The 17,044-nt window shown below is 64.2% G+C and carries 25 protein-coding genes; 8 read left to right on the top strand and 17 right to left on the bottom strand.

Annotated elements, in window-relative coordinates; genetic code table 11:
- Positions 1 to 124: 124 nt before the first annotated feature.
- The 11 genes from recO to folK form a co-directional block, all read right to left on the bottom strand.
- Positions 125 to 844, bottom strand: a complete 720-nt coding sequence (recO, locus tag D2N39_RS05915) for a DNA repair protein RecO (RefSeq protein ID WP_119133821.1) — start codon at positions 842 to 844, stop codon at positions 125 to 127.
- 63 nt (positions 845 to 907) lie between these two features.
- A complete protein-coding gene (locus D2N39_RS05910) occupies positions 908 to 1,240 on the bottom strand; it encodes a DUF1491 family protein (RefSeq protein ID WP_119133820.1) in 333 nt (110 codons plus the stop codon).
- A 3-nt stretch (positions 1,241 to 1,243) separates the two neighbouring features.
- Entirely contained in the window at positions 1,244 to 2,152 is a 909-nt protein-coding gene (era, locus tag D2N39_RS05905) for a GTPase Era (RefSeq protein ID WP_119133819.1), read from the bottom strand.
- On the bottom strand, positions 2,145 to 2,834 hold the full coding sequence (gene rnc, locus D2N39_RS05900) for a ribonuclease III (protein WP_119133818.1): 690 nt from the start codon (positions 2,832 to 2,834) through the stop codon (positions 2,145 to 2,147). The genes era and rnc overlap by 8 nt, the downstream gene beginning before the upstream one ends.
- Positions 2,831 to 3,619, bottom strand: a complete 789-nt coding sequence (gene lepB / locus D2N39_RS05895; RefSeq protein ID WP_119133817.1) for a signal peptidase I — start codon at positions 3,617 to 3,619, stop codon at positions 2,831 to 2,833. Before lepB ends, rnc begins: the two co-directional genes overlap by 4 nt.
- A gap of 78 nt (positions 3,620 to 3,697) precedes the next feature.
- Positions 3,698 to 4,123, bottom strand: a complete 426-nt coding sequence (gene acpS, locus D2N39_RS05890; protein WP_119133816.1) for a holo-ACP synthase — start codon at positions 4,121 to 4,123, stop codon at positions 3,698 to 3,700.
- Positions 4,124 to 4,193: 70 nt separating this feature from the next.
- Complete coding sequence (locus D2N39_RS05885) at positions 4,194 to 4,940, bottom strand: pyridoxine 5'-phosphate synthase (RefSeq protein ID WP_119133815.1); 747 nt, start codon at positions 4,938 to 4,940, stop codon at positions 4,194 to 4,196.
- A 28-nt stretch (positions 4,941 to 4,968) separates the two neighbouring features.
- A complete protein-coding gene (locus D2N39_RS05880; RefSeq protein ID WP_119133814.1) occupies positions 4,969 to 5,661 on the bottom strand; it encodes a DUF2062 domain-containing protein in 693 nt (230 codons plus the stop codon).
- Positions 5,662 to 5,684: 23 nt separating this feature from the next.
- A complete protein-coding gene (locus D2N39_RS05875; protein ID WP_119133813.1) occupies positions 5,685 to 7,802 on the bottom strand; it encodes a RelA/SpoT family protein in 2,118 nt (705 codons plus the stop codon).
- A gap of 30 nt (positions 7,803 to 7,832) precedes the next feature.
- The gene (rpoZ, locus tag D2N39_RS05870; RefSeq protein ID WP_119133812.1) at positions 7,833 to 8,192 is read right to left on the bottom strand and encodes a DNA-directed RNA polymerase subunit omega; all 360 of its coding nucleotides are present in this window, start codon (positions 8,190 to 8,192) and stop codon (positions 7,833 to 7,835) included.
- Positions 8,193 to 8,282: 90 nt separating this feature from the next.
- Positions 8,283 to 8,846, bottom strand: a complete 564-nt coding sequence (gene folK / locus D2N39_RS05865; protein ID WP_119133811.1) for a 2-amino-4-hydroxy-6-hydroxymethyldihydropteridine diphosphokinase — start codon at positions 8,844 to 8,846, stop codon at positions 8,283 to 8,285.
- Between the two features lie 144 nt (positions 8,847 to 8,990).
- Here folK and D2N39_RS05860 point away from each other — a divergent pair, with 144 nt between their 5' ends.
- The 8 genes from D2N39_RS05860 to D2N39_RS05825 all read left to right on the top strand — a co-directional run bounded on the left by D2N39_RS05860 (position 8,991) and on the right by D2N39_RS05825 (position 13,846).
- A complete protein-coding gene (locus D2N39_RS05860; protein ID WP_119133810.1) occupies positions 8,991 to 9,569 on the top strand; it encodes a LabA-like NYN domain-containing protein in 579 nt (192 codons plus the stop codon).
- Between the two features lie 59 nt (positions 9,570 to 9,628).
- Positions 9,629 to 10,066 (top strand): YqaA family protein, encoded by a 438-nt coding sequence (locus tag D2N39_RS05855; RefSeq protein ID WP_233557058.1) that lies wholly within the window; start codon positions 9,629 to 9,631, stop codon positions 10,064 to 10,066.
- Between the two features lie 46 nt (positions 10,067 to 10,112).
- On the top strand, positions 10,113 to 11,069 hold the full coding sequence (gene ispH, locus D2N39_RS05850) for a 4-hydroxy-3-methylbut-2-enyl diphosphate reductase (RefSeq protein WP_119133809.1): 957 nt from the start codon (positions 10,113 to 10,115) through the stop codon (positions 11,067 to 11,069).
- 66 nt (positions 11,070 to 11,135) lie between these two features.
- Positions 11,136 to 11,744, top strand: coding sequence for a LysE family translocator (locus tag D2N39_RS05845; protein WP_119133808.1), 609 nt, complete (start codon positions 11,136 to 11,138; stop codon positions 11,742 to 11,744).
- Complete coding sequence (locus D2N39_RS05840) at positions 11,741 to 12,169, top strand: DUF3429 domain-containing protein (RefSeq protein WP_119133807.1); 429 nt, start codon at positions 11,741 to 11,743, stop codon at positions 12,167 to 12,169. The genes D2N39_RS05845 and D2N39_RS05840 overlap by 4 nt, the downstream gene beginning before the upstream one ends.
- A 27-nt stretch (positions 12,170 to 12,196) precedes the next feature.
- Positions 12,197 to 12,661: a ribonuclease HI gene (gene rnhA / locus D2N39_RS05835; RefSeq protein ID WP_108128120.1), complete on the top strand. Its 465-nt coding sequence runs from the start codon at positions 12,197 to 12,199 to the stop codon at positions 12,659 to 12,661.
- Entirely contained in the window at positions 12,658 to 13,284 is a 627-nt protein-coding gene (locus D2N39_RS05830) for a trimeric intracellular cation channel family protein (protein ID WP_119133806.1), read from the top strand. The genes rnhA and D2N39_RS05830 overlap by 4 nt, the downstream gene beginning before the upstream one ends.
- A 37-nt stretch (positions 13,285 to 13,321) precedes the next feature.
- Positions 13,322 to 13,846 carry a TetR family transcriptional regulator gene (locus D2N39_RS05825; protein WP_119133805.1) on the top strand — a complete coding sequence of 175 codons (525 nt, stop codon included), beginning with the start codon at positions 13,322 to 13,324 and terminating at the stop codon, positions 13,844 to 13,846.
- On the opposite strand, the gene D2N39_RS05820 is transcribed toward D2N39_RS05825, so the two are convergent.
- From D2N39_RS05820 to def (D2N39_RS05800), 6 genes are all read right to left on the bottom strand, one after another.
- Positions 13,836 to 14,069, bottom strand: coding sequence for a GlsB/YeaQ/YmgE family stress response membrane protein (locus tag D2N39_RS05820; protein WP_119133804.1), 234 nt, complete (start codon positions 14,067 to 14,069; stop codon positions 13,836 to 13,838). The genes D2N39_RS05825 and D2N39_RS05820 overlap by 11 nt on opposite strands.
- Before the next feature lie 158 nt (positions 14,070 to 14,227).
- The gene (locus D2N39_RS22805) at positions 14,228 to 14,374 is read right to left on the bottom strand and encodes an EVE domain-containing protein (protein ID WP_158589779.1); all 147 of its coding nucleotides are present in this window, start codon (positions 14,372 to 14,374) and stop codon (positions 14,228 to 14,230) included.
- A 57-nt stretch (positions 14,375 to 14,431) separates the two neighbouring features.
- Positions 14,432 to 15,328: a methionyl-tRNA formyltransferase gene (gene fmt, locus D2N39_RS05815; protein ID WP_119133803.1), complete on the bottom strand. Its 897-nt coding sequence runs from the start codon at positions 15,326 to 15,328 to the stop codon at positions 14,432 to 14,434.
- Positions 15,325 to 15,828, bottom strand: coding sequence for a peptide deformylase (gene def, locus D2N39_RS05810; protein ID WP_119133802.1), 504 nt, complete (start codon positions 15,826 to 15,828; stop codon positions 15,325 to 15,327). The genes fmt and def (D2N39_RS05810) overlap by 4 nt, the downstream gene beginning before the upstream one ends.
- Positions 15,825 to 16,319, bottom strand: coding sequence for a peptide deformylase (gene def / locus D2N39_RS05805; protein WP_119133801.1), 495 nt, complete (start codon positions 16,317 to 16,319; stop codon positions 15,825 to 15,827). The genes def (D2N39_RS05810) and def (D2N39_RS05805) overlap by 4 nt, the downstream gene beginning before the upstream one ends.
- Positions 16,320 to 16,838 carry a peptide deformylase gene (gene def, locus D2N39_RS05800; RefSeq protein ID WP_119133800.1) on the bottom strand — a complete coding sequence of 173 codons (519 nt, stop codon included), beginning with the start codon at positions 16,836 to 16,838 and terminating at the stop codon, positions 16,320 to 16,322.
- Between the last annotated feature and the right edge of the window lie 206 nt (positions 16,839 to 17,044).

Here is a 17,044-nt window from a genome sequence, read left to right as displayed (position 1 = left end):
CGCTCCGAGGTTGGCCGGGTTCGGGCCGACAGGTCTTGGCTGCGGGCGACACAAGATGTCGCACGCGGTTGAACAGGGAATGAAGCCAGCAACGTCCTTAGCCAGACGCACGCCGCAAATTGCCTTAAAGACCCCGCGTCAGCAGATCGACCAGCCGCGCGCGCGGCTCAGGCAAGGATCGTCCATGATGAAGCCCTGCAAGCTCGCGCTCCAGAAAATGCCCGGTGATCGCAAGACCCTGTGCCAGTTCACCACCAAGCAGCGGCCCCTGGCCCAGCAACCCAGCGGGCAGCGGCAGCAAGCGCGGCGCCCAATCTGCCGCGGCCGCGCGGCTGACCGCTCGGCCAGTGCGCGGGCTCACGAAGGCCAAGTCCTCCCGGCTGCCCGTGACCGCACAGCGGCCAAGATCAAGGCCGAAGCCCGTTTCTTCCAGCAGCGCAAGTTCCCACCGCAGGTAATCCCCCGCCCAATCCGTTCCATCCAGCCGGGCAAGCAGGCTTTGCGTCAACGCATACAGATCAGGGTAGGCTGCGCGTTCCGGCAAGGCGAAACGCAGCATGGCGCAGATCGCGTTCAACCCGGCCAAAGCCAGCCTGTCTTCCATCAACCCTGCCCGGCTGCGCAAGGGTTCAGCGTGAAAGACACCCAGATGATCGTCCAGTCGCGCGCGCCAGCGCACCGCAACCTGACTGCCCGCCTGCATCATGGCCGAAACCTTGCGGGAGGCGCCACCTCGCACCACCCCGGCATGGCGCCCATGTAGCGCCGTGAATACCTCGATGATCGCCGAAGTCTCGCCATGTGGGCGCGAGGCTATCAGCGTGCCTTCATCCTGCCACTCCATCCTTGCACTATCCGATGCGACCAGAATGGCGGCAAGATGCGAACAGGACGTTAACGTGGATGTTCAATCCAGCCCCGGTTCAGTCAGAAGGCTTCGGCCTGCGCGATCTTCCAGTTCGATCACCCACAGATCCGGGTCACCGCGCCGGGCCCGACCGATGGCGGCATCAACCTCCGCCTCATCGCCATCGGCCAGAACCACCCAGATTCGCCGGTCGTTCAGCAGGTCGTAACTGCGTTGCCAAGCCTTGGCCCGACCATCCAGCGTGGCACATTTCACCACGACCGCCCCCGCTGTCGCATCGCCCTTTGCCGTCACATAGACAGGAATATCGGCCAGACGCAGCCGGGCGAGATAGGCGGAAACCCAGAGACTGGTGGCAAGCCGGGGCTGCATGGCTCAGTCGCCGTCGCGGAAATCCAGACCCATTTCAGAGTAGCGGTCAGGCTCGTCCAGCCAGTTCGGCCGCACCTTGACCTGAAGGAACAGATGCACCGGCCGGTCCAGAAACTCCATCAGATCAGCCCGCGCCGCCTGCCCGATCGCCTTGATCGTCTCGCCCTTGTTGCCCAGCACGATCCCCTTGTGCCCGTCACGGGCAACATAGATCACCTGATCAATACGGGTGGAACCATCCGGGCGATCCTCCCATTTCTCGGTCTCGACCGTCAACTGGTATGGCAATTCCTCGTGCAAACGAAGCGTCAACTTCTCACGCGTAACTTCGGCTGCAATCATACGCATCGGCAGGTCAGCGATCTGGTCCTCGGGGTAGAACCACGGCCCTTCGGGCAGCTGACCCGCCAGCCACTCGCGCAGTTTGTCCACGCCATAGCCGCGTTCGGCAGAAATCATGAAGGTCTCGACAAAGGGAAATGCCGTGTTCAGATCCTGCGCCAGTGCGAGCAGACTTTCTGCCTTCACCCTGTCGATCTTGTTGATTGCAAGGGCGATCTTCTGGCCTTCGCCGCGTTCCTTCAGCGCATCAAGGATCGCCTTCACACCTTCGGTCAGGCCACGATGCGCCTCGACCAGCAGGACCACGATATCTGCATCCGCCGCCCCGCCCCATGCCGCTGCCACCATGGCACGGTCAAGGCGACGGCGCGGGCGAAACAGGCCGGGCGTATCGACAAAGACAATCTGCGCCGTCCCCTCCATGCAAACGCCACGAATACGCGCGCGCGTGGTCTGCACCTTGTGCGTGACGATGGAAATTTTGGCCCCAACCATCCGGTTGAGGAGGGTCGATTTTCCGGCGTTCGGCTCACCGATCAGCGCCACGAATCCCGCCCGCGTGTCAGCCATTTCCGTTCTCCATCCGCGCCAGCAGCGCCTTTGCCGCCGCCTGCTCGGCCGCGCGTTTCGTTCCGGCCTTCGCCTGTTCGGTTTCGCCCGTTTCAAGCCGCACCTCGACGGTGAAAAGCGGCTGGTGATCCGGCCCCTCACGGCCCAGTGCAAGATAGCTTGGCGGGGTCTGGCCCCGCGCCTGCGCCCATTCCTGAAGGGCCGTCTTCGGGTCGCGGGCATCCGCCTTGACGGTCTCGATGCGCCCGGCCCACAGCCGCAACACCAGCGCGCGAGCACTCTCGAATCCCGCATCGACATGAACAGCGGCGATCACCGCCTCCATCGCGTCGCCCAGCAAGGCCTCTTTGCGCCGCCCGCCAGACATCATTTCGGAACGGCCGAGCTTCAGCACATCGCCAAGACCGATCTGCCGCGCGACATCGGCACAGGTTTCCTTACGCACCAATGCGTTGAAGCGCGGCGCCAGCGTGCCTTCGGCAGCGCCGCGATCAGCCGCAAGCAGCGCCTCGGCCATAGCCAACCCCAGAACCCGGTCGCCCAGAAACTCCAGCCGCTGATTGTCTGGCCGGGTGGCAGAACCCATGGAGCCATGCGTCACCGCCCGCACCAGAAGTTCCGGGTTGCGGAAGCGATGGCCAAGGCGTTCCTCGAACGCGCGAAGATCGGCAGCCAGTTTCACTCGATCGCCTTGAAGAAACGGTCCGGGCGCCAGGTCCAGAAATACAGCATCGACCGCCCGGCGGAGGAGAAGATCACCCGGTCGGCGCGACCGATCAGATATTCCGCTGGCAGCATGCCCACACCGCCAACGGCCTGACTATAGCGGCTGTCGGTCGAATTGTCGCGGTTGTCGCCCATGAAGAAGTAATGCCCCGGCGGCACAGTGGCCACATCGGTATTGTCACCGAAGCCGTTGGTATCAATGTTCAGAACATCATGCCTGACACCATTCGGCAGTGTCTCGATGAAGCGCGAGCGTTTGCAGATGCCACCCTGCCCCACCGGGCCATTTTCGCACCGCGGCAAATTGCCCATCGGCCCCTGGGGCGCATAGATTTCTTCGAAAGTGCCTGCCGGTTCCTGCGGCACTTCCTGACCGTTGATCCAGAGAATCCCGTTCTTCATCTGGATCGTATCCCCCGGCAGACCGATCAGGCGCTTGATGAAATCCGATCCGTTCACCGGATGGCGGAACACCACGACATCGCCACGCTCAGGCTCGCTGGCCATGATCCGGCCCGAGAACGGGCAAATTGCGAAAGGGCAAGAATAGCGCGAATAGCCATACGCCATCTTGTTGACGAACAGGAAATCGCCGATCAGCAGCGTGTCTTTCATGGATTCTGAAGGAATCCAGAACGGCTGAAAGAACAATGTGCGGAACACGCCCGCGATCAGCAGGGCGTAGACCACTGTCTTGATGGTCTCGACAATCCCGCCGTCCGATTTCGTCTTGCGTGCCATGCCTGCGCCTCTCGTCTGTTGCCGGCGCATGCGGCGCCTGATGGTTCCGGCGCTACATGCGCGCGGGTGGGACCGGAGTCAAGTTTGCGGCAGATCGGCAGCGGTCTTCGGCCGGGCCTCGATCACCACGAAAGCCTGCGCCCAGGGGTGATCGTCGGTCAGGCTGACATGCACAAGGGCCTCATGCCCCGGCGGGGTCATCGCCGCCAGCCGTTCAGCCGCCCAGCCGGTCAGATGCATGACGGGCTGGCCGGTTGCAAGGTTCGACACCGCCATGTCGCGCCATGAAATCCCCATGCGCAACCCGGTGCCAAGCGCCTTGGAACAGGCCTCTTTCGCCGCCCAGCGTTTCGCATAGGTTGCAGCCTCGGCCCTGCTGCGCCGCGCTGCCTTGGCCTGTTCGCGCGGTGTGAACACGCGGTCGCGAAACCTGTCGCCGTGCCGCTCCAGCACAGCGGAAATGCGGTCGATATTCGCCAGATCGGTGCCGACCCCGAGGATCATTGCCACCCGCGCGCCCCAAATTCCTGTGAAGGAATTTGCAAAATTCTTACAAGAATTTTGGCGCCCGGCATCACGCGCGCGCCTCATCCATACGGCGGCGCATTTCCTCGATGGCGGGGCCGAGGCCCATGTAGATCGCCTCGCCGATCAGGAAATGCCCGATGTTGAGTTCGGCCAGTTCCGGGATGGCCGCAACGGGCGCCACATTGTCATAGGTCAGCCCATGGCCCGCATGAACCTCAAGCCCCAGCGAGGCCGCCAGACGCGCACCTTCGCAAAGCGCCGCCAGTTCCGCCTCCACAGCTTCCATGCGCCCCTCGGCATGCAGGTCGGAATAATGACCAGTATGCAGTTCCACCACGGCCGCCCCGATGCGAGCCGAAGCCTCGATCTGACGCGCATCATGGCCAATGAACATGCTGACGCGGCAGCCTGCGGCAGTCAGTGGCGCGATATAGGTCGCAAGGCGGTTCTCATCTCCCGCCACATCAAGCCCGCCTTCGGTCGTGCGCTCCTCACGCCGTTCGGGCACAAGACAGACCGCGTGGGGTTTCAGCCGCAGCGCGATAGCCTGCATTTCGTCTGTCGCGGCACATTCGAAATTCAGCGGGATCCCGATACCCGCCCGCAGCGCCTCCATATCCGAATCGCGGATGTGGCGGCGATCCTCGCGCAGATGGGCCGTGATGCCATCTGCACCTGCCGCCTCGGCCAGCAGGGCCGCGCGCAGAGGATCGGGCCAGGCCGAGCCGCGCGCATTGCGCACCGTCGCCACATGGTCGATATTCACACCCAGCCGCAGTTTTGCCAAAGCCATAACGCATCTCCCCGTCGTCGGCGGCACCTTAGGGTGTGCCGGGCGCGTCGTCATCCCCTGTCGAAGCCGATTTCTCAGCCCCTCGGCGCCCCGGCAGGCGGCTTTTCAGCGCATGCCGCCGCGCGGCCCCTTCGCGCAGACGGGTGGCGCGCAGTTTCTGATAGGCATTGATCAGCGGCAGCGTTAGATAATAGCCTGCCGCACTGGCCGCCAGCCCCGGCAGGATCGACCCCACGGTATAGGGCCAGAAGATGAACCAGAAGAAGTTCTCCAGCTTGTCCCAATGCGCGAGCTCGCCGGTGAACATTGCACTGAAGTTGTGCCAAAGCTGCAAACCCGCCTCGGTAAAGGCGGCATAGACCGTCATGAAGGTCATCGGCGCCTCGATGCCCAGCATCCAGTGCCCAAGCTTCAGGCACAGCATGGCGATGAAGGGCGTGGTGAGCGGGTTCGAAATGAAGGTGGCCAGCAGGGCCGCGACGATATTGCCCCTGATCACCCAGGCCAGCGCGGCGGCTGACAGCATCTGAAGCCCGAAGACCGGCGGGAAATTCACAAAGGTTCCGGCGAATATCCCGCGGGCAATCCGATGCGGCTGATCCGGCAGACGGCGCATCCGATGCAGCACATATTGCACCGACCGGCGAATGCCCCCACGCGGATAGACGAAATCGCGGACGACCTGCGCATAGCTTCGTGGATTTCGCCGCTTGAAGACCACGCCCCCGCCTTTCCCGACCCCGTTCAGGGTTTCCGGCCCAGATCCCTGTAACGCGAGACCTGCGCCACATCGCTTTCCGCCTCAAGTGCGGTCATGACCATATGCAGGTGTTCGACATCCCGCAGGTCCACATCGACCAGCAGACGGAAGAAATCCGGCTTGCGATCCACGAAGTTCAGATCCGAGATATTGGCCTTCTGCTCGCCGATCAAGGTGCAGATGCGCCCCAGAACACCCGCATCATTGGCGATGGTCACATCCAGCGTCACGGTATTCACCGCCGCATGACGCCCGCTTTGCCAGCGCAGGTCGATCCAGCGTTCGGGCTGTTCCTCGTATTCGGCCAGCGCGGGGCAGTCGATGGCATGGATCACCACGCCCTGCCCGCGATAGGTGATGCCGACGATCCGTTCGCCCGGAACCGGCTGGCAGCAGGGCGCACGGCGGTAGCTTTGATCGGCGGTCAGGCCCTGCACCGGGCGTTGCACATCCACCTCGTCGGGCTGCGCGGTCTGCAATTCGGGGTAAAGCGTTTCCAGAACCTTGCGGGCCGTGGTTTCGGCCGAACCGATCTGTGCCAGAAGCTCGGTCTCGTCGGGCAGGCCCATCATGCGCGCGGCGGTTCGCAGCGCCTTGTCGGACACACGCTTGCCCGCGTGATCGAAGGCCACCCGCGCCAGCTCCAGCCCCAGCTTGACGAAACGACCGCGGTCATCTTCGCGCAGGCCCCGCCGGATGGCGGCCTTGGCGCGCCCCGTGGCCACCAGATCAACCCATGCAGCCTGCGGACGCTGGCCTTCGGCGGTGATGATCTCGACCGACTGGCCGTTCTTGAGCCGCGTCCACAGCGGCACGCGGATACCATCGACCTTGGCGGAAACCGTGGAATTGCCGATGCGGGTATGGATCGCATAGGCGAAATCCAGCGGTGTCGCACCGCGCGGCAACTGGATCACATCGCCCTTGGGCGTGAAGCAGAACACCTGATCGGTGTACATTTCCAGCTTCACGTTCTCCATGAAATCGTCGTGGTCTTCCTCGCCCAGACGCTCGGTCAGGGCCGCGACCCATTTCGCCGGGTCCACCGCGAACGGGTTCTGGACCCGCACGCCTTCGCGGTAGGACCAATGCGCGGCGACGCCAGATTCGTTGACCTCGTGCATCTGACGGGTGCGAATCTGCACCTCGACCCGCTTGCCGTCGCGCCCCGAGACCGTGGTATGAATTGAACGATAGCCGTTGGATTTGGGCTGGCTGATATAATCCTTGAACCGCCCCGGCACCGCGCGCCAGCGTTGGTGGATGACGCCCAAAATGCGGTAGCAATCGGTTTCCGAGCCGCAGATCACGCGGAAGCCATAGATGTCGGACAGACGCGAGAAGGCCAGATCCTTCTCCTGCATCTTGCGCCAGACGCTGTAGGGCTTTTTCGCGCGGCCATAGACATCGGCCTCAATCTGCGCCTTTTCCAGCTCGTTGCGGATGTCGGCGGTGATCTTGTGCACCACATCGCCCGCCTCGCGTTGCAGCGCGATAAAGCGGCGGATGATCGAATTGCGCGCCTCGGGGTTGAGAACGCGGAAGGCGAGGTCTTCCAGCTCCTCGCGCATCCACTGCATCCCCATCCGACCGGCAAGGGGCGCGAAGATCTCCATCGTCTCGCGCGCCTTCTGCACCTGCTTGTCGGCGCGCATGCTCTTGATGGTGCGCATGTTGTGCAGCCGGTCGGCCAGCTTCACCAGAATGACCCGCAGGTCGCGCGACATTGCAACGAAAAGCTTGCGGAAATTCTCGGCTTGTTTCGACTCGGTCGAAGTCAGTTGCAGATTGGTCAGCTTGGTGACGCCATCCACCAGTTCGGCGACTTCCTCGCCAAATTTGGCGGCAATGTCGCCATAGCTGGCCTTGGTATCTTCGATCGTATCATGCAGAAGCGCCGTCACCAGCGTCGCATCGTCCAGCCGCTGTTCGGTCAGGATGGCGGCAACGGCCACCGGATGCGTGAAATAGGGCTCGCCCGACTTGCGGAACTGCCCTTCATGCATGGCCTTGCCATAGGCATAGGCCGAGCGGATCAGATCGGCGTTTGTGCGCGGATTGTAGTTACGGACGAGGGCAATCAGATCCTCGACGTCGATCATGCTGCCCTGCCCGCCTGTATCTGCCGCCGATCAGCGGTCGCCTTGCGCTTCCATCAGGGCGCGCAACAGCTTTTCTTCCGACATGTCGTCCTGCGCCGGGCGATCCACCATCTCGCCATTGCCCATGAGCATGGCCATCTGGTCGTCTTCCGGCTCGTCCACCTCGATCTGGGTCTGGTGGCTTTCGATCATCCGCTCGCGCAGATTTTCGGCCGACTGGGTTTCCTCGGCGATCTCGCGCAGCGCCACGACGGGATTCTTGTCATTGTCGCGATCGACGGTCAGCACCCCGCCAGACGCGATTTCGCGGGCGCGGTGTGCGGCCAGCATAACCAGTTCGAACCGGTTGGGAACCTTGTCAACGCAATCTTCGACCGTCACGCGGGCCATGGGGGTCTCCGTCAAGGATGGGGCATGGAACGGCCTCTTTAAGCCCAAGCTCGCCCCTTGACAAGAGCGGATTGCGTGTCATCGCCCCTGTCAAATCAACGTGATCCCTGCCAAGTCCTCGGCCGGAAGCCGCGCGAGCATCTGCCGCACCGTCAGGCCCAGTACCGGATGACACCAGTCCGGCGCCACATCGGCCAGCGGCACCAGCACGAAGCCGCGGTCCTGCAAGCGGGGATGCGGCAGGATCAAGCTGTCGGGCGCGCGACGGGCCTGCGCCTCGGGCGGCAGGTCGCGCCATTCGGCCTGGGTCGCGGCATCGGGAAGCACCTGTCCACCCATTGCCAGCAGATCAAGATCCAGTGTCCGCCCCGCCCAACGCGACAACCTTTCGCGCCCGAATTCGGCCTCGACCCTGTGAAGGGTGGCCAGAACCTCGGCGGCGGTCAAAGGCCCGCATTCCACCACTGCGGCCGCATTCACATAATCCGGCCCCGCCCCGGCAGGAAAACACGGAGTCGCATGAAACCGGCTGACGGATATGGGGGCCAGACCCAGTTCGCGCAGCCGCCGCAAAGCCGCGCGCAAGGTCTCGGCAGGCGAACGATCCCCGTCAGGAAGATTCCCGCCCAATGCAATCAGAGCTTGATTTGCCATCGCCGTATTCAATGATAGTCTCTTAAGTATAGGTTGTGCAAAACGTGGGCGACTTGGTATCGACTACTGTTTCCCGCGGCAGCCTGCCGGACAGCCATACCTGTTTTGACGTTGTTTGCGAGAGACATTTGAGGGGAAAATGATATGTTTTACAAGGACGAACGGCTTGCGCTGTTCATAGACGGATCAAACCTTTACGCGGCTGCAAAGGCGCTTGGGTTTGACATCGACTACAAGCTTCTGCGGCAGGAGTTCATGCGCCGGGGCAAGCTGTTGCGGGCCTTCTACTATACGGCGCTGCTGGAAAACGACGATTATTCGCCGATCCGGCCGCTGGTGGACTGGCTCCATTACAACGGCTTTACCATGGTGACGAAACCGGCCAAGGAATATACCGACAGCCAGGGTCGCCGGAAGGTGAAGGGCAATATGGATATCGAACTGACCGTGAACGCCATGGAACTGGCGCCGCGGGTCGATCATATTGTGCTGTTCTCGGGCGATGGCGATTTCCGGCCGCTGGTCGAAAGCCTGCAACGTCAGGGCGTTCGCGTTTCGGTTGTTTCGACCATCCGCAGCCAGCCGCCCATGATCGCCGACGAACTGCGTCGCCAGGCCGACAATTTCATCGAGCTGGACGAACTGCGCGAAGTCATCGGCCGCCCGCCGCGCGAGCCGCGCGTGATCGAACGTGAGGATCTGCCGCAGGCCAGCGGCCAGTGATCCTGTTCCGGTCGCCCTCCCCAGAAGGGCGGCCGGGATGACATTCCGATGACAGCGCCGTGATTCTCGCCCTGACCGGTCTGATGCTGGCCGCCTTTCTGGCCGCAACGCCGCTTCCGATGCAATCCGAAGCCGTATTCGTGGGCCTGCAACTTGCAGACTCCGCCCCGATTGCGCCGATGATCCTGCTGGCCGGACTGGCCAATACCGCAGGCTCCGCCGTGACATGGGCGATGGGGCGTGGCGCCCGAGCCATCGAACACCGTCTGCGCCTGCCTGCCGAACGGATGGCCCGTGCCGAAAGCTGGTATCGGCGCTGGGGCAAGCTAAGCCTGTTGCTCAGCTGGGCGCCGCTGGGCGATGTGATCTGCCTGCTGGCAGGGGCCTTCCGGGTTCCCTTGTGGCAATTCCTGTTGATCGTGGGCTTTGCCAAGACCGCGCGCTATGCCGTTCTTGCCGGTGTGACCGCCGGTGTGATCTCCTGGGGCTGGACCTGAGCCGCCCGAGCGCTTAGCTGGAAGCCAGACGCGAACGAGGCCCCCGATGACCGATCCGAAACCGCCGCTGACCCTATACCTCGCCGCCCCGCGCGGCTTTTGCGCCGGTGTGGACCGCGCCATCAAGATCGTCGAGATCGCGCTTCAGAAATGGGGCGCCCCGGTCTATGTCCGGCACGAGATCGTGCACAACAAATTCGTGGTGGACGGGCTGAAGGCGCTTGGCGCCGTCTTCGTCGAGGAACTGGACGAGGTGCCCGACGACCGCCCCGTGATCTTTTCCGCCCATGGCGTGCCGAAATCGGTGCCCGCCGCCGCACAGGCGCGCGAGATGATCTGGGTCGATGCCACCTGCCCGTTGGTCAGCAAGGTGCATATCGAGGCCGAGCGGCACCATGAAAACGGCCTTCAGATGATCATGATCGGCCATGCTGGCCACCCCGAGACCATCGGCACCATGGGGCAACTGCCTGCGGGTGAGGTGCTGCTGGTGGAAACCGTCGCCGATGTGGCTGCGGTTCACCCGCGAGACCCCGAAAAACTCGCCTTCATCACGCAGACCACGCTTTCGGTGGATGACACGATCGAGATTGTCGCGGCATTGAAGGCACGGTTTCCGGCCATTGTCGGCCCGCATAAGGAAGACATCTGCTATGCCACCACCAACCGGCAGGCCAGCGTCAAGGCCATCGCCGGGCAGATCGACGCGCTTCTGGTGATCGGGGCGCCCAATTCCTCGAACTCGCGGCGTCTGGTCGAGGTGGGCCGTGCCAATGGCTGCGCCTATGCCCAACTGGTGCAGCGTGCCACCGACATCGACTGGCGCGCGCTGGAGGGTATCCGCGCCGTTGGCATCACCGCAGGCGCCAGCGCCCCCGAGGTGCTGGTGAACGAGGTCATTGATGCCTTCCGGGCACGGTTCGACACCACGGTGGAACTGGTTGAAACCGCGAAGGAGCATGTGGAGTTCAAGGTGCCCCGCATCCTGCGCATGGCGGAATAGGCACGCATCGAAGGGCTTGCCACCACCGCGCGAGTGCCTAGTCTGGCGCAAACAGCGGAGGTTTCCATGTCGCCCGAATTTCTCGTGACCGCTTTCATTGTCTGCATCAGCCCCGGTATCGGCGTGGTCTACACGCTGTCCGTCACCCTTGGCGGCGGGTTCCGTGCCGGGGTCTGGGCCGCCACCGGCTGCACGCTGGCCACCATCCTGCACATGATCGTCGCGCTGGCCGGTCTGGCCGCGATCCTGCTGACCAGCGCGGTGCTGTTCCAGACCGTGAAATATGCTGGCGTCGCCTATCTGTTGTGGATGGCCTGGGCCGTGTTGCGCGGGCGGGGCGGCATGGATATTGCCCCCGCCGCCCCGGCCAGCACGGCGCGCATCATCACGCGCGGGGTGATGCTGAACATCCTCAACCCCAAGCTGCCGCTGTTCTTCGTGGCCTTCCTGCCGCAATTCCTGCCGACCACCGGGGCCACGCCAGGGCAGATGATCGAACTCGGTCTCGGTTTTGCCGCCATGACCTTTGCGACCTTCGTGCTTTACGCCATCGTTGCCGCCTCGGGCCGCCGTGCCATTCTGGGCAGCACGCGGGTGATGACATGGATGCGCCGCGCCTTTGCCCTGTCCTTCGCTGGACTGGGCGTGAAACTGGCGATGGAGCGCGCCGCATGATCCCGCAACCCGTTGCTATTCTGGGCCTTCTGGGCCTGACGCCGTTTCTGGCGGGGGCGTCTCTGGCGCGCTGGCCGGTGGCGCATCCGCTGCTGGCCGCCCTGGCCGACGGCAACCGGATGCTGGTGCATTACGGCGTGATCATCCTTTGCTTTCTGTCCGGTGCCCTGTGGGGCTTTGCCACGCGGGCCGAGGGGCGCGAGGCATGGGTGGCCTATATTCTTGCCACGATCCCCGCACTCTGGGCCTTTCTGGCGCTGGCGCCGGGCCATCCCTACCCGCTTCTTGCCCTGATCGCCGGCTATACCGTGCTTCTGGCGTTCGATTTCTGGTTCTGGAACGAGGGGCTGGCCCCCGCCTGGTGGATGCGGCTGCGGCTCATGCTGACCATCGGGGTTCTGGCATCCCTCAGCGTCGCGCTGTAAGGCGGGCGTGCAAGGAAAGGAAACCCGATGCCCCAGCTTTTCGCCTATACCGATGGCGCCTGTTCCGGCAATCCCGGCCCCGGCGGCTGGGGGGTTCTGCTGCTGGCGCGCGAGGGCGAGGTGGTGGTGAAGGAACGCACGCTGAACGGCGGCGAGGCCGATACCACCAACAACCGGATGGAGCTTCTGGCCGCCATTTCCGCGCTGGAGGCGCTGAGCCGCCCGTCGGAAATCATTGTCGTTACCGACAGCGCCTATGTGAAGAACGGCGTCACCGGCTGGATCTTCGGCTGGAAGAAGAATGGCTGGAAAACCGCCGACCGCAAGCCGGTGAAGAATGTCGATCTGTGGCAGCGGCTGGACGAGGCGCAGGCGCGGCACAAGGTCGAATGGCGCTGGATCAAGGGCCATGCCGGACATGCCGAAAATGAACGCGCCGACGAACTGGCGCGTGAGGGCATGGCCCCCTTCAAGAAGCAGGGCGCGGCATGACACTGATCGGGGCGCTGGATCACGCCTCGGTTCTGGTCTTTGCGCTGACCGGGGCGCTGGTCGCCAGCCGGGCGCAGCTTGATCTGGTGGGCTTCGTCTTCATCGCCTGCCTGACGGCCCTTGGCGGCGGCACGTTGCGCGATGTGCTGATCAACCGCGAGGCTGTGTTCTGGATCGCCGATCCCGGTATTCTGGCGGTGCCCGCACTGGCCGCCGTTCTGGTGTTCTTCACCGCGCATCTTCTGGAAAGCCGCTACAAGACACTGCTCTGGCTCGATGCTTTCGCGCTGGCCGTGGCCGTGCCCGCCGGGGTGGCGGTGGCGCTGGATGCCGGGCTTGGCTGGCCGGTCGTCATCCTGATGGGCGTCGCCACCGGCTGCATGGGCGGCCTCATGCGCGATGTGGTGTGCAACGAGGTGCCGCTGGTGCTGAAACAGGGGGAGCTTTACGTCACCGCCGCCTTTGCGGGGGCACTCGCCGCCCTGCTGTTGGCGGGCATGGGCCGCGAAACCGCGCTGATCGCCTGTGCTGCTGCCACCTTCACCCTGCGGGCCGGCTCGGTGGCGCTGGGATGGCGTTTGCCGGTCTATCGCCCCCGCCCGCCGCGTGACGGTTTGCGCTGAGGCTTTTCCTTTACAATCCTGTGGCTATGATCGGCACATGGCCCGCAGAAAGATCATCCCCGATACCGATGTCTACGCCGAAATCCGGCGCATGATCGCGCGCGACGGCGAACGCGCGGTCTCTTTCCAGACCGTTGCCCGCGCCATCGGCCTTGCCGCGCCGACGCTGGTGCAGCGCTTTGGCACGCGCGAGGCGATGGTGCACAGCGCCCTCGCCGCCGGGTGGGAGGCGCTGGAGGCCGCGACCGATACAGCCGAGGCCGATGCGCCGCTGAATGCCAAGGGGGCGCAGGCCTTCCTCAAGGCTCTGGGGGCCGACACACCGGAAACGGCCGACCTGTCGCATCTGGCCGCCGATTTCCGTGATCCGGTGCTGCGCGAACGCGCCGATCGGTGGCGCCAGCGGGTCGAAACGGCCATTGCCCTGCGTTTAGGCGGCGGCGCCAAGGCGCAAGAGGCCGCCGCGCTGCTGTTCGCGGCATGGCAGGGGCAAAGGCTCTGGCAACCCGCAGGTGGCAAGGGGTTCCGTCTGAAGGATGCGGTCAAACGGCTCAGCGGCTAAAGCGCTGCCACAGCCAGATCAGCGCCATGGCGCCTACGACCGCCAGCACGAACATCAGGCCCGAGCTTGCCAGCCGCGTCAGCAGCCGCACGATCACCCAGGCCAGCCCGGCACCGACTGTGCCGATGAACACCGTGGTCGGCACATCGGCCTGCACCCGCATGAAGCGGGTGGCAAGAAACCCTGCCGCCGCGCCGACGATCAGGATAAGCAGAAAGTTCATGGCCAAGCCTCGCAGCGGATCATCCGGCTCCAGCTTGGCGCAAGGGCGGGTCCATGTCCATGCCACAGCCCATGGCCCCGGCGATGCAGGTGAAATCTGCCGCCGTCAGTTCGCGCAGGTCATAGCGGAAGGCCATGCCCCAGAACGCAAACCCCGCGTCAGGTCAAGCCGGTCCAGCAACAGGCAGATCGGCCCAACAGCGCCACCTTGCCATGGCAGACCTGAACGATACCCAGTGCGCGCCCGGTGGTGGCATGATCGGCAGAGCCCGTAAGGGCCCAGTATCGAACTTCCTGAATCGTCATGGCCTTTCCCCTTTCGGGGATAATGTGCCAACCCCGTGCTGACAAAACCTGTCAGGATCAGCCGATGGTTTCGGGCAAAGTGAAGCCGCGCAGGAAATCCTCGGGCGCCATGGCGCGCTTGCCCTCGCGCTGCGCCAGCGTGATCTCCACCGCGCCAGTGCCGCAGGCGATGCGCAGGCCGCCCAACACCTGCCCCGGTGCGCCCTGCCCTTCGACCAGACGGCTTGCCAGCAGCTTCACCCGTTCTCCCGCCACCTCGCACCATGCGCCGGGAAAGGGCGAAAGGCCGCGGATCAGCCGATCGACCTCGACTGCCGGGGCGGACCAGTCCACCCGCGCTTCGGCCTTGTCGATCTTTGCGGCATAGGTCACGCCCGCGTCGGGTTGCGGCTCGGGGCGCAGATCCGACAGGCGTGACAGCGCCTCAAGGATCAGCCGTGCGCCCATCGTGCTCAGCCGGTCGTGCAGCGCGCCGGTGGTTTCCTCGGGGCCGATCACCGTCGCCTCGCGCAGCAGAACCGGGCCGGTATCCAGCCCCGCCTCCATCTGCATGATGCAGACGCCGGTTTCCGCATCCCCCGCCATGATGGCGCGATGGATCGGCGCCGCCCCGCGCCAGCGCGGCAGAAGCGAGGCATGGATGTTCAGACAGCCATGGCGCGGCGCATCCAGCACCGCTTGCGGCAGGATCAGGCCATAGGCCACCACCACCGCGACATCGGCACCCAGCGCCGCGAAATCGGCCTGCGCCTCGGCGCCTTTCAGGCTGACCGGATGGCGCACCGGGATGCCCAAAGCCTCGGCCCGCGCCTGCACTGGCGAGGAGCGGTCTTTCTTGCCCCGGCCCGCCGGGCGCGGCGGCTGGCTATAGACGCAGACCACATCATGCGCCGCGGCCAGTGCCTCCAGCACGGGGACCGAGAAGTCGGGCGTCCCCATGAACACGACCTTCATCCGCGCCTCCGCAGCTTTTCGGCCTTTTGCAGCAGCATCTTGCGTTTCAGCGGTTTCAGATGGTCGAAATACATCCGGCCGTTCAGATGGTCGATCTGGTGTTGCACCGAGGTCGCCCAGAGGTTCACGAAATCGCGCTCCTCCATCTCGCCCCCGGCATTCAGGAACCGCACCGTGACCGCACGCGGGCGGCTGATGACGGCGGACACGCCGGGCAGGTTGGGGCTGGCTTCCTCGTGCTCACGGAACTGCACGCTGGCATGCAGCACCTCGGGATTGGCCATCAGCACGACCTTGCCGCGCTCCTCGCTGCAATCGACGACGGCGAGCCGTTGCATGACGCCGATCTGTGGCGCACCAAGGCCATAGCCCGGCATCGCCTCCATCGTGTCAACCATGTCGCGCCAGATCGCGCGCACCTCGTCGGTGATCGCCTCCACCGGGACGGCAACCGTTTGCAGGCGCTTGTCGGGCCAGGGGATGCAGCGGCGGACGGTCATGTCTCATACTCCGCCAGCGCACGGGCGCGGGCCTCGGGGGAAATGCGGTCGAAGATCACAATGCCGTCAAGATGATCGAATTCATGCTGGGCGCAGACCGCCTCGAAATCATGCAACTCCTGTTCGTGCAGCCTGCCATCCAGCCCGGTCCAGCGCAGACGGATCGCCTGCGCACGACGCACCTGCATGGTGACGCCGGGGATGGACAGGCAGCCCTCCGGCCCCTCGGCACGGGTTTCGGACATCCACAGGATATCAGGGTCGATGCAGACGCGCGGGCTGCGCGTGCCTTCTTTCCAGGTGGTATCCATCACGAAGATGCGTCGCAGCACCCCGACCTGCGGTGCTGCCAGCCCCCGCCCCGGCGCGGCATACATTGTCTCCAGCATATCGGCGGCCAGACGGCCAACCTCTTCGTCCACCGTGCCCACCGGAAGGCAGCGCGTCGCCAGCCGCACATCGGGCCAGCGCAGGATCGGCAGAACCGCCATTCAGCCCTGCCGCGCGCGTTCGCGCTTCAGCTTTTCCATCTTGCGGGTGATCATCTGCCGCTTCAGCGGGCCCAGAAAATCAATGAACAGCTTGCCGTTCAGATGGTCGATTTCATGCTGCACACAGGTCGCCCAGAGATCGGAAAACTCTTCCTCCTGCGCGCTGCCATCCAGCGCGGTCCATGTGACACGCACACGGGCCGGGCGCGCGACCTCGGCATATTGATCCGGGATCGACAGGCAGCCCTCCTCATAGGTGGACAGATCTTCCGAGGCCCATGTGACCTCGGGGTTGAGCATGACCAGAGGGCGCGGCGCTTCGGGCGCCTTGGCGCAATCCAGCACGATCACCCGGCGCATCACACCGATCTGCGGCGCGGCCAGCCCGATGCCCGGCGCATCATACATGGTTTCCAGCATGTCCTCGACCAGCGCCGCAAGATCGGGCGTGATGTCGGTGACAGGCTCGCAGGTCTTTTTCAGACGCGGATCGGGATGAATAAGAATAGGGCGCTTCATGGCCCTGATTTACGCGCTGTCCGCCCGCCGCGCAACCATGGCAAAGGGAGGTCGTGACGCGAAGCGGGTGCCTGCCCGCCCTTCATGCGGAATGATGCCCTGATCTGGCGATGATATTGAGAAAATCTCCCACCATGCAACAGCGTATCGCAACATATGATCAGTTCGATGCGATGGATTGCCCGTTCCTCCCACCCGGCCTAGTC

It is taken from the genome of Gemmobacter lutimaris, from assembly GCF_003570715.1.
GTDB lineage: Bacteria > Pseudomonadota > Alphaproteobacteria > Rhodobacterales > Rhodobacteraceae > Gemmobacter > Gemmobacter lutimaris.
Note: the sequence above shows the minus strand (reverse complement) of the source record. Positions and strands in the feature narration are given on the sequence as shown.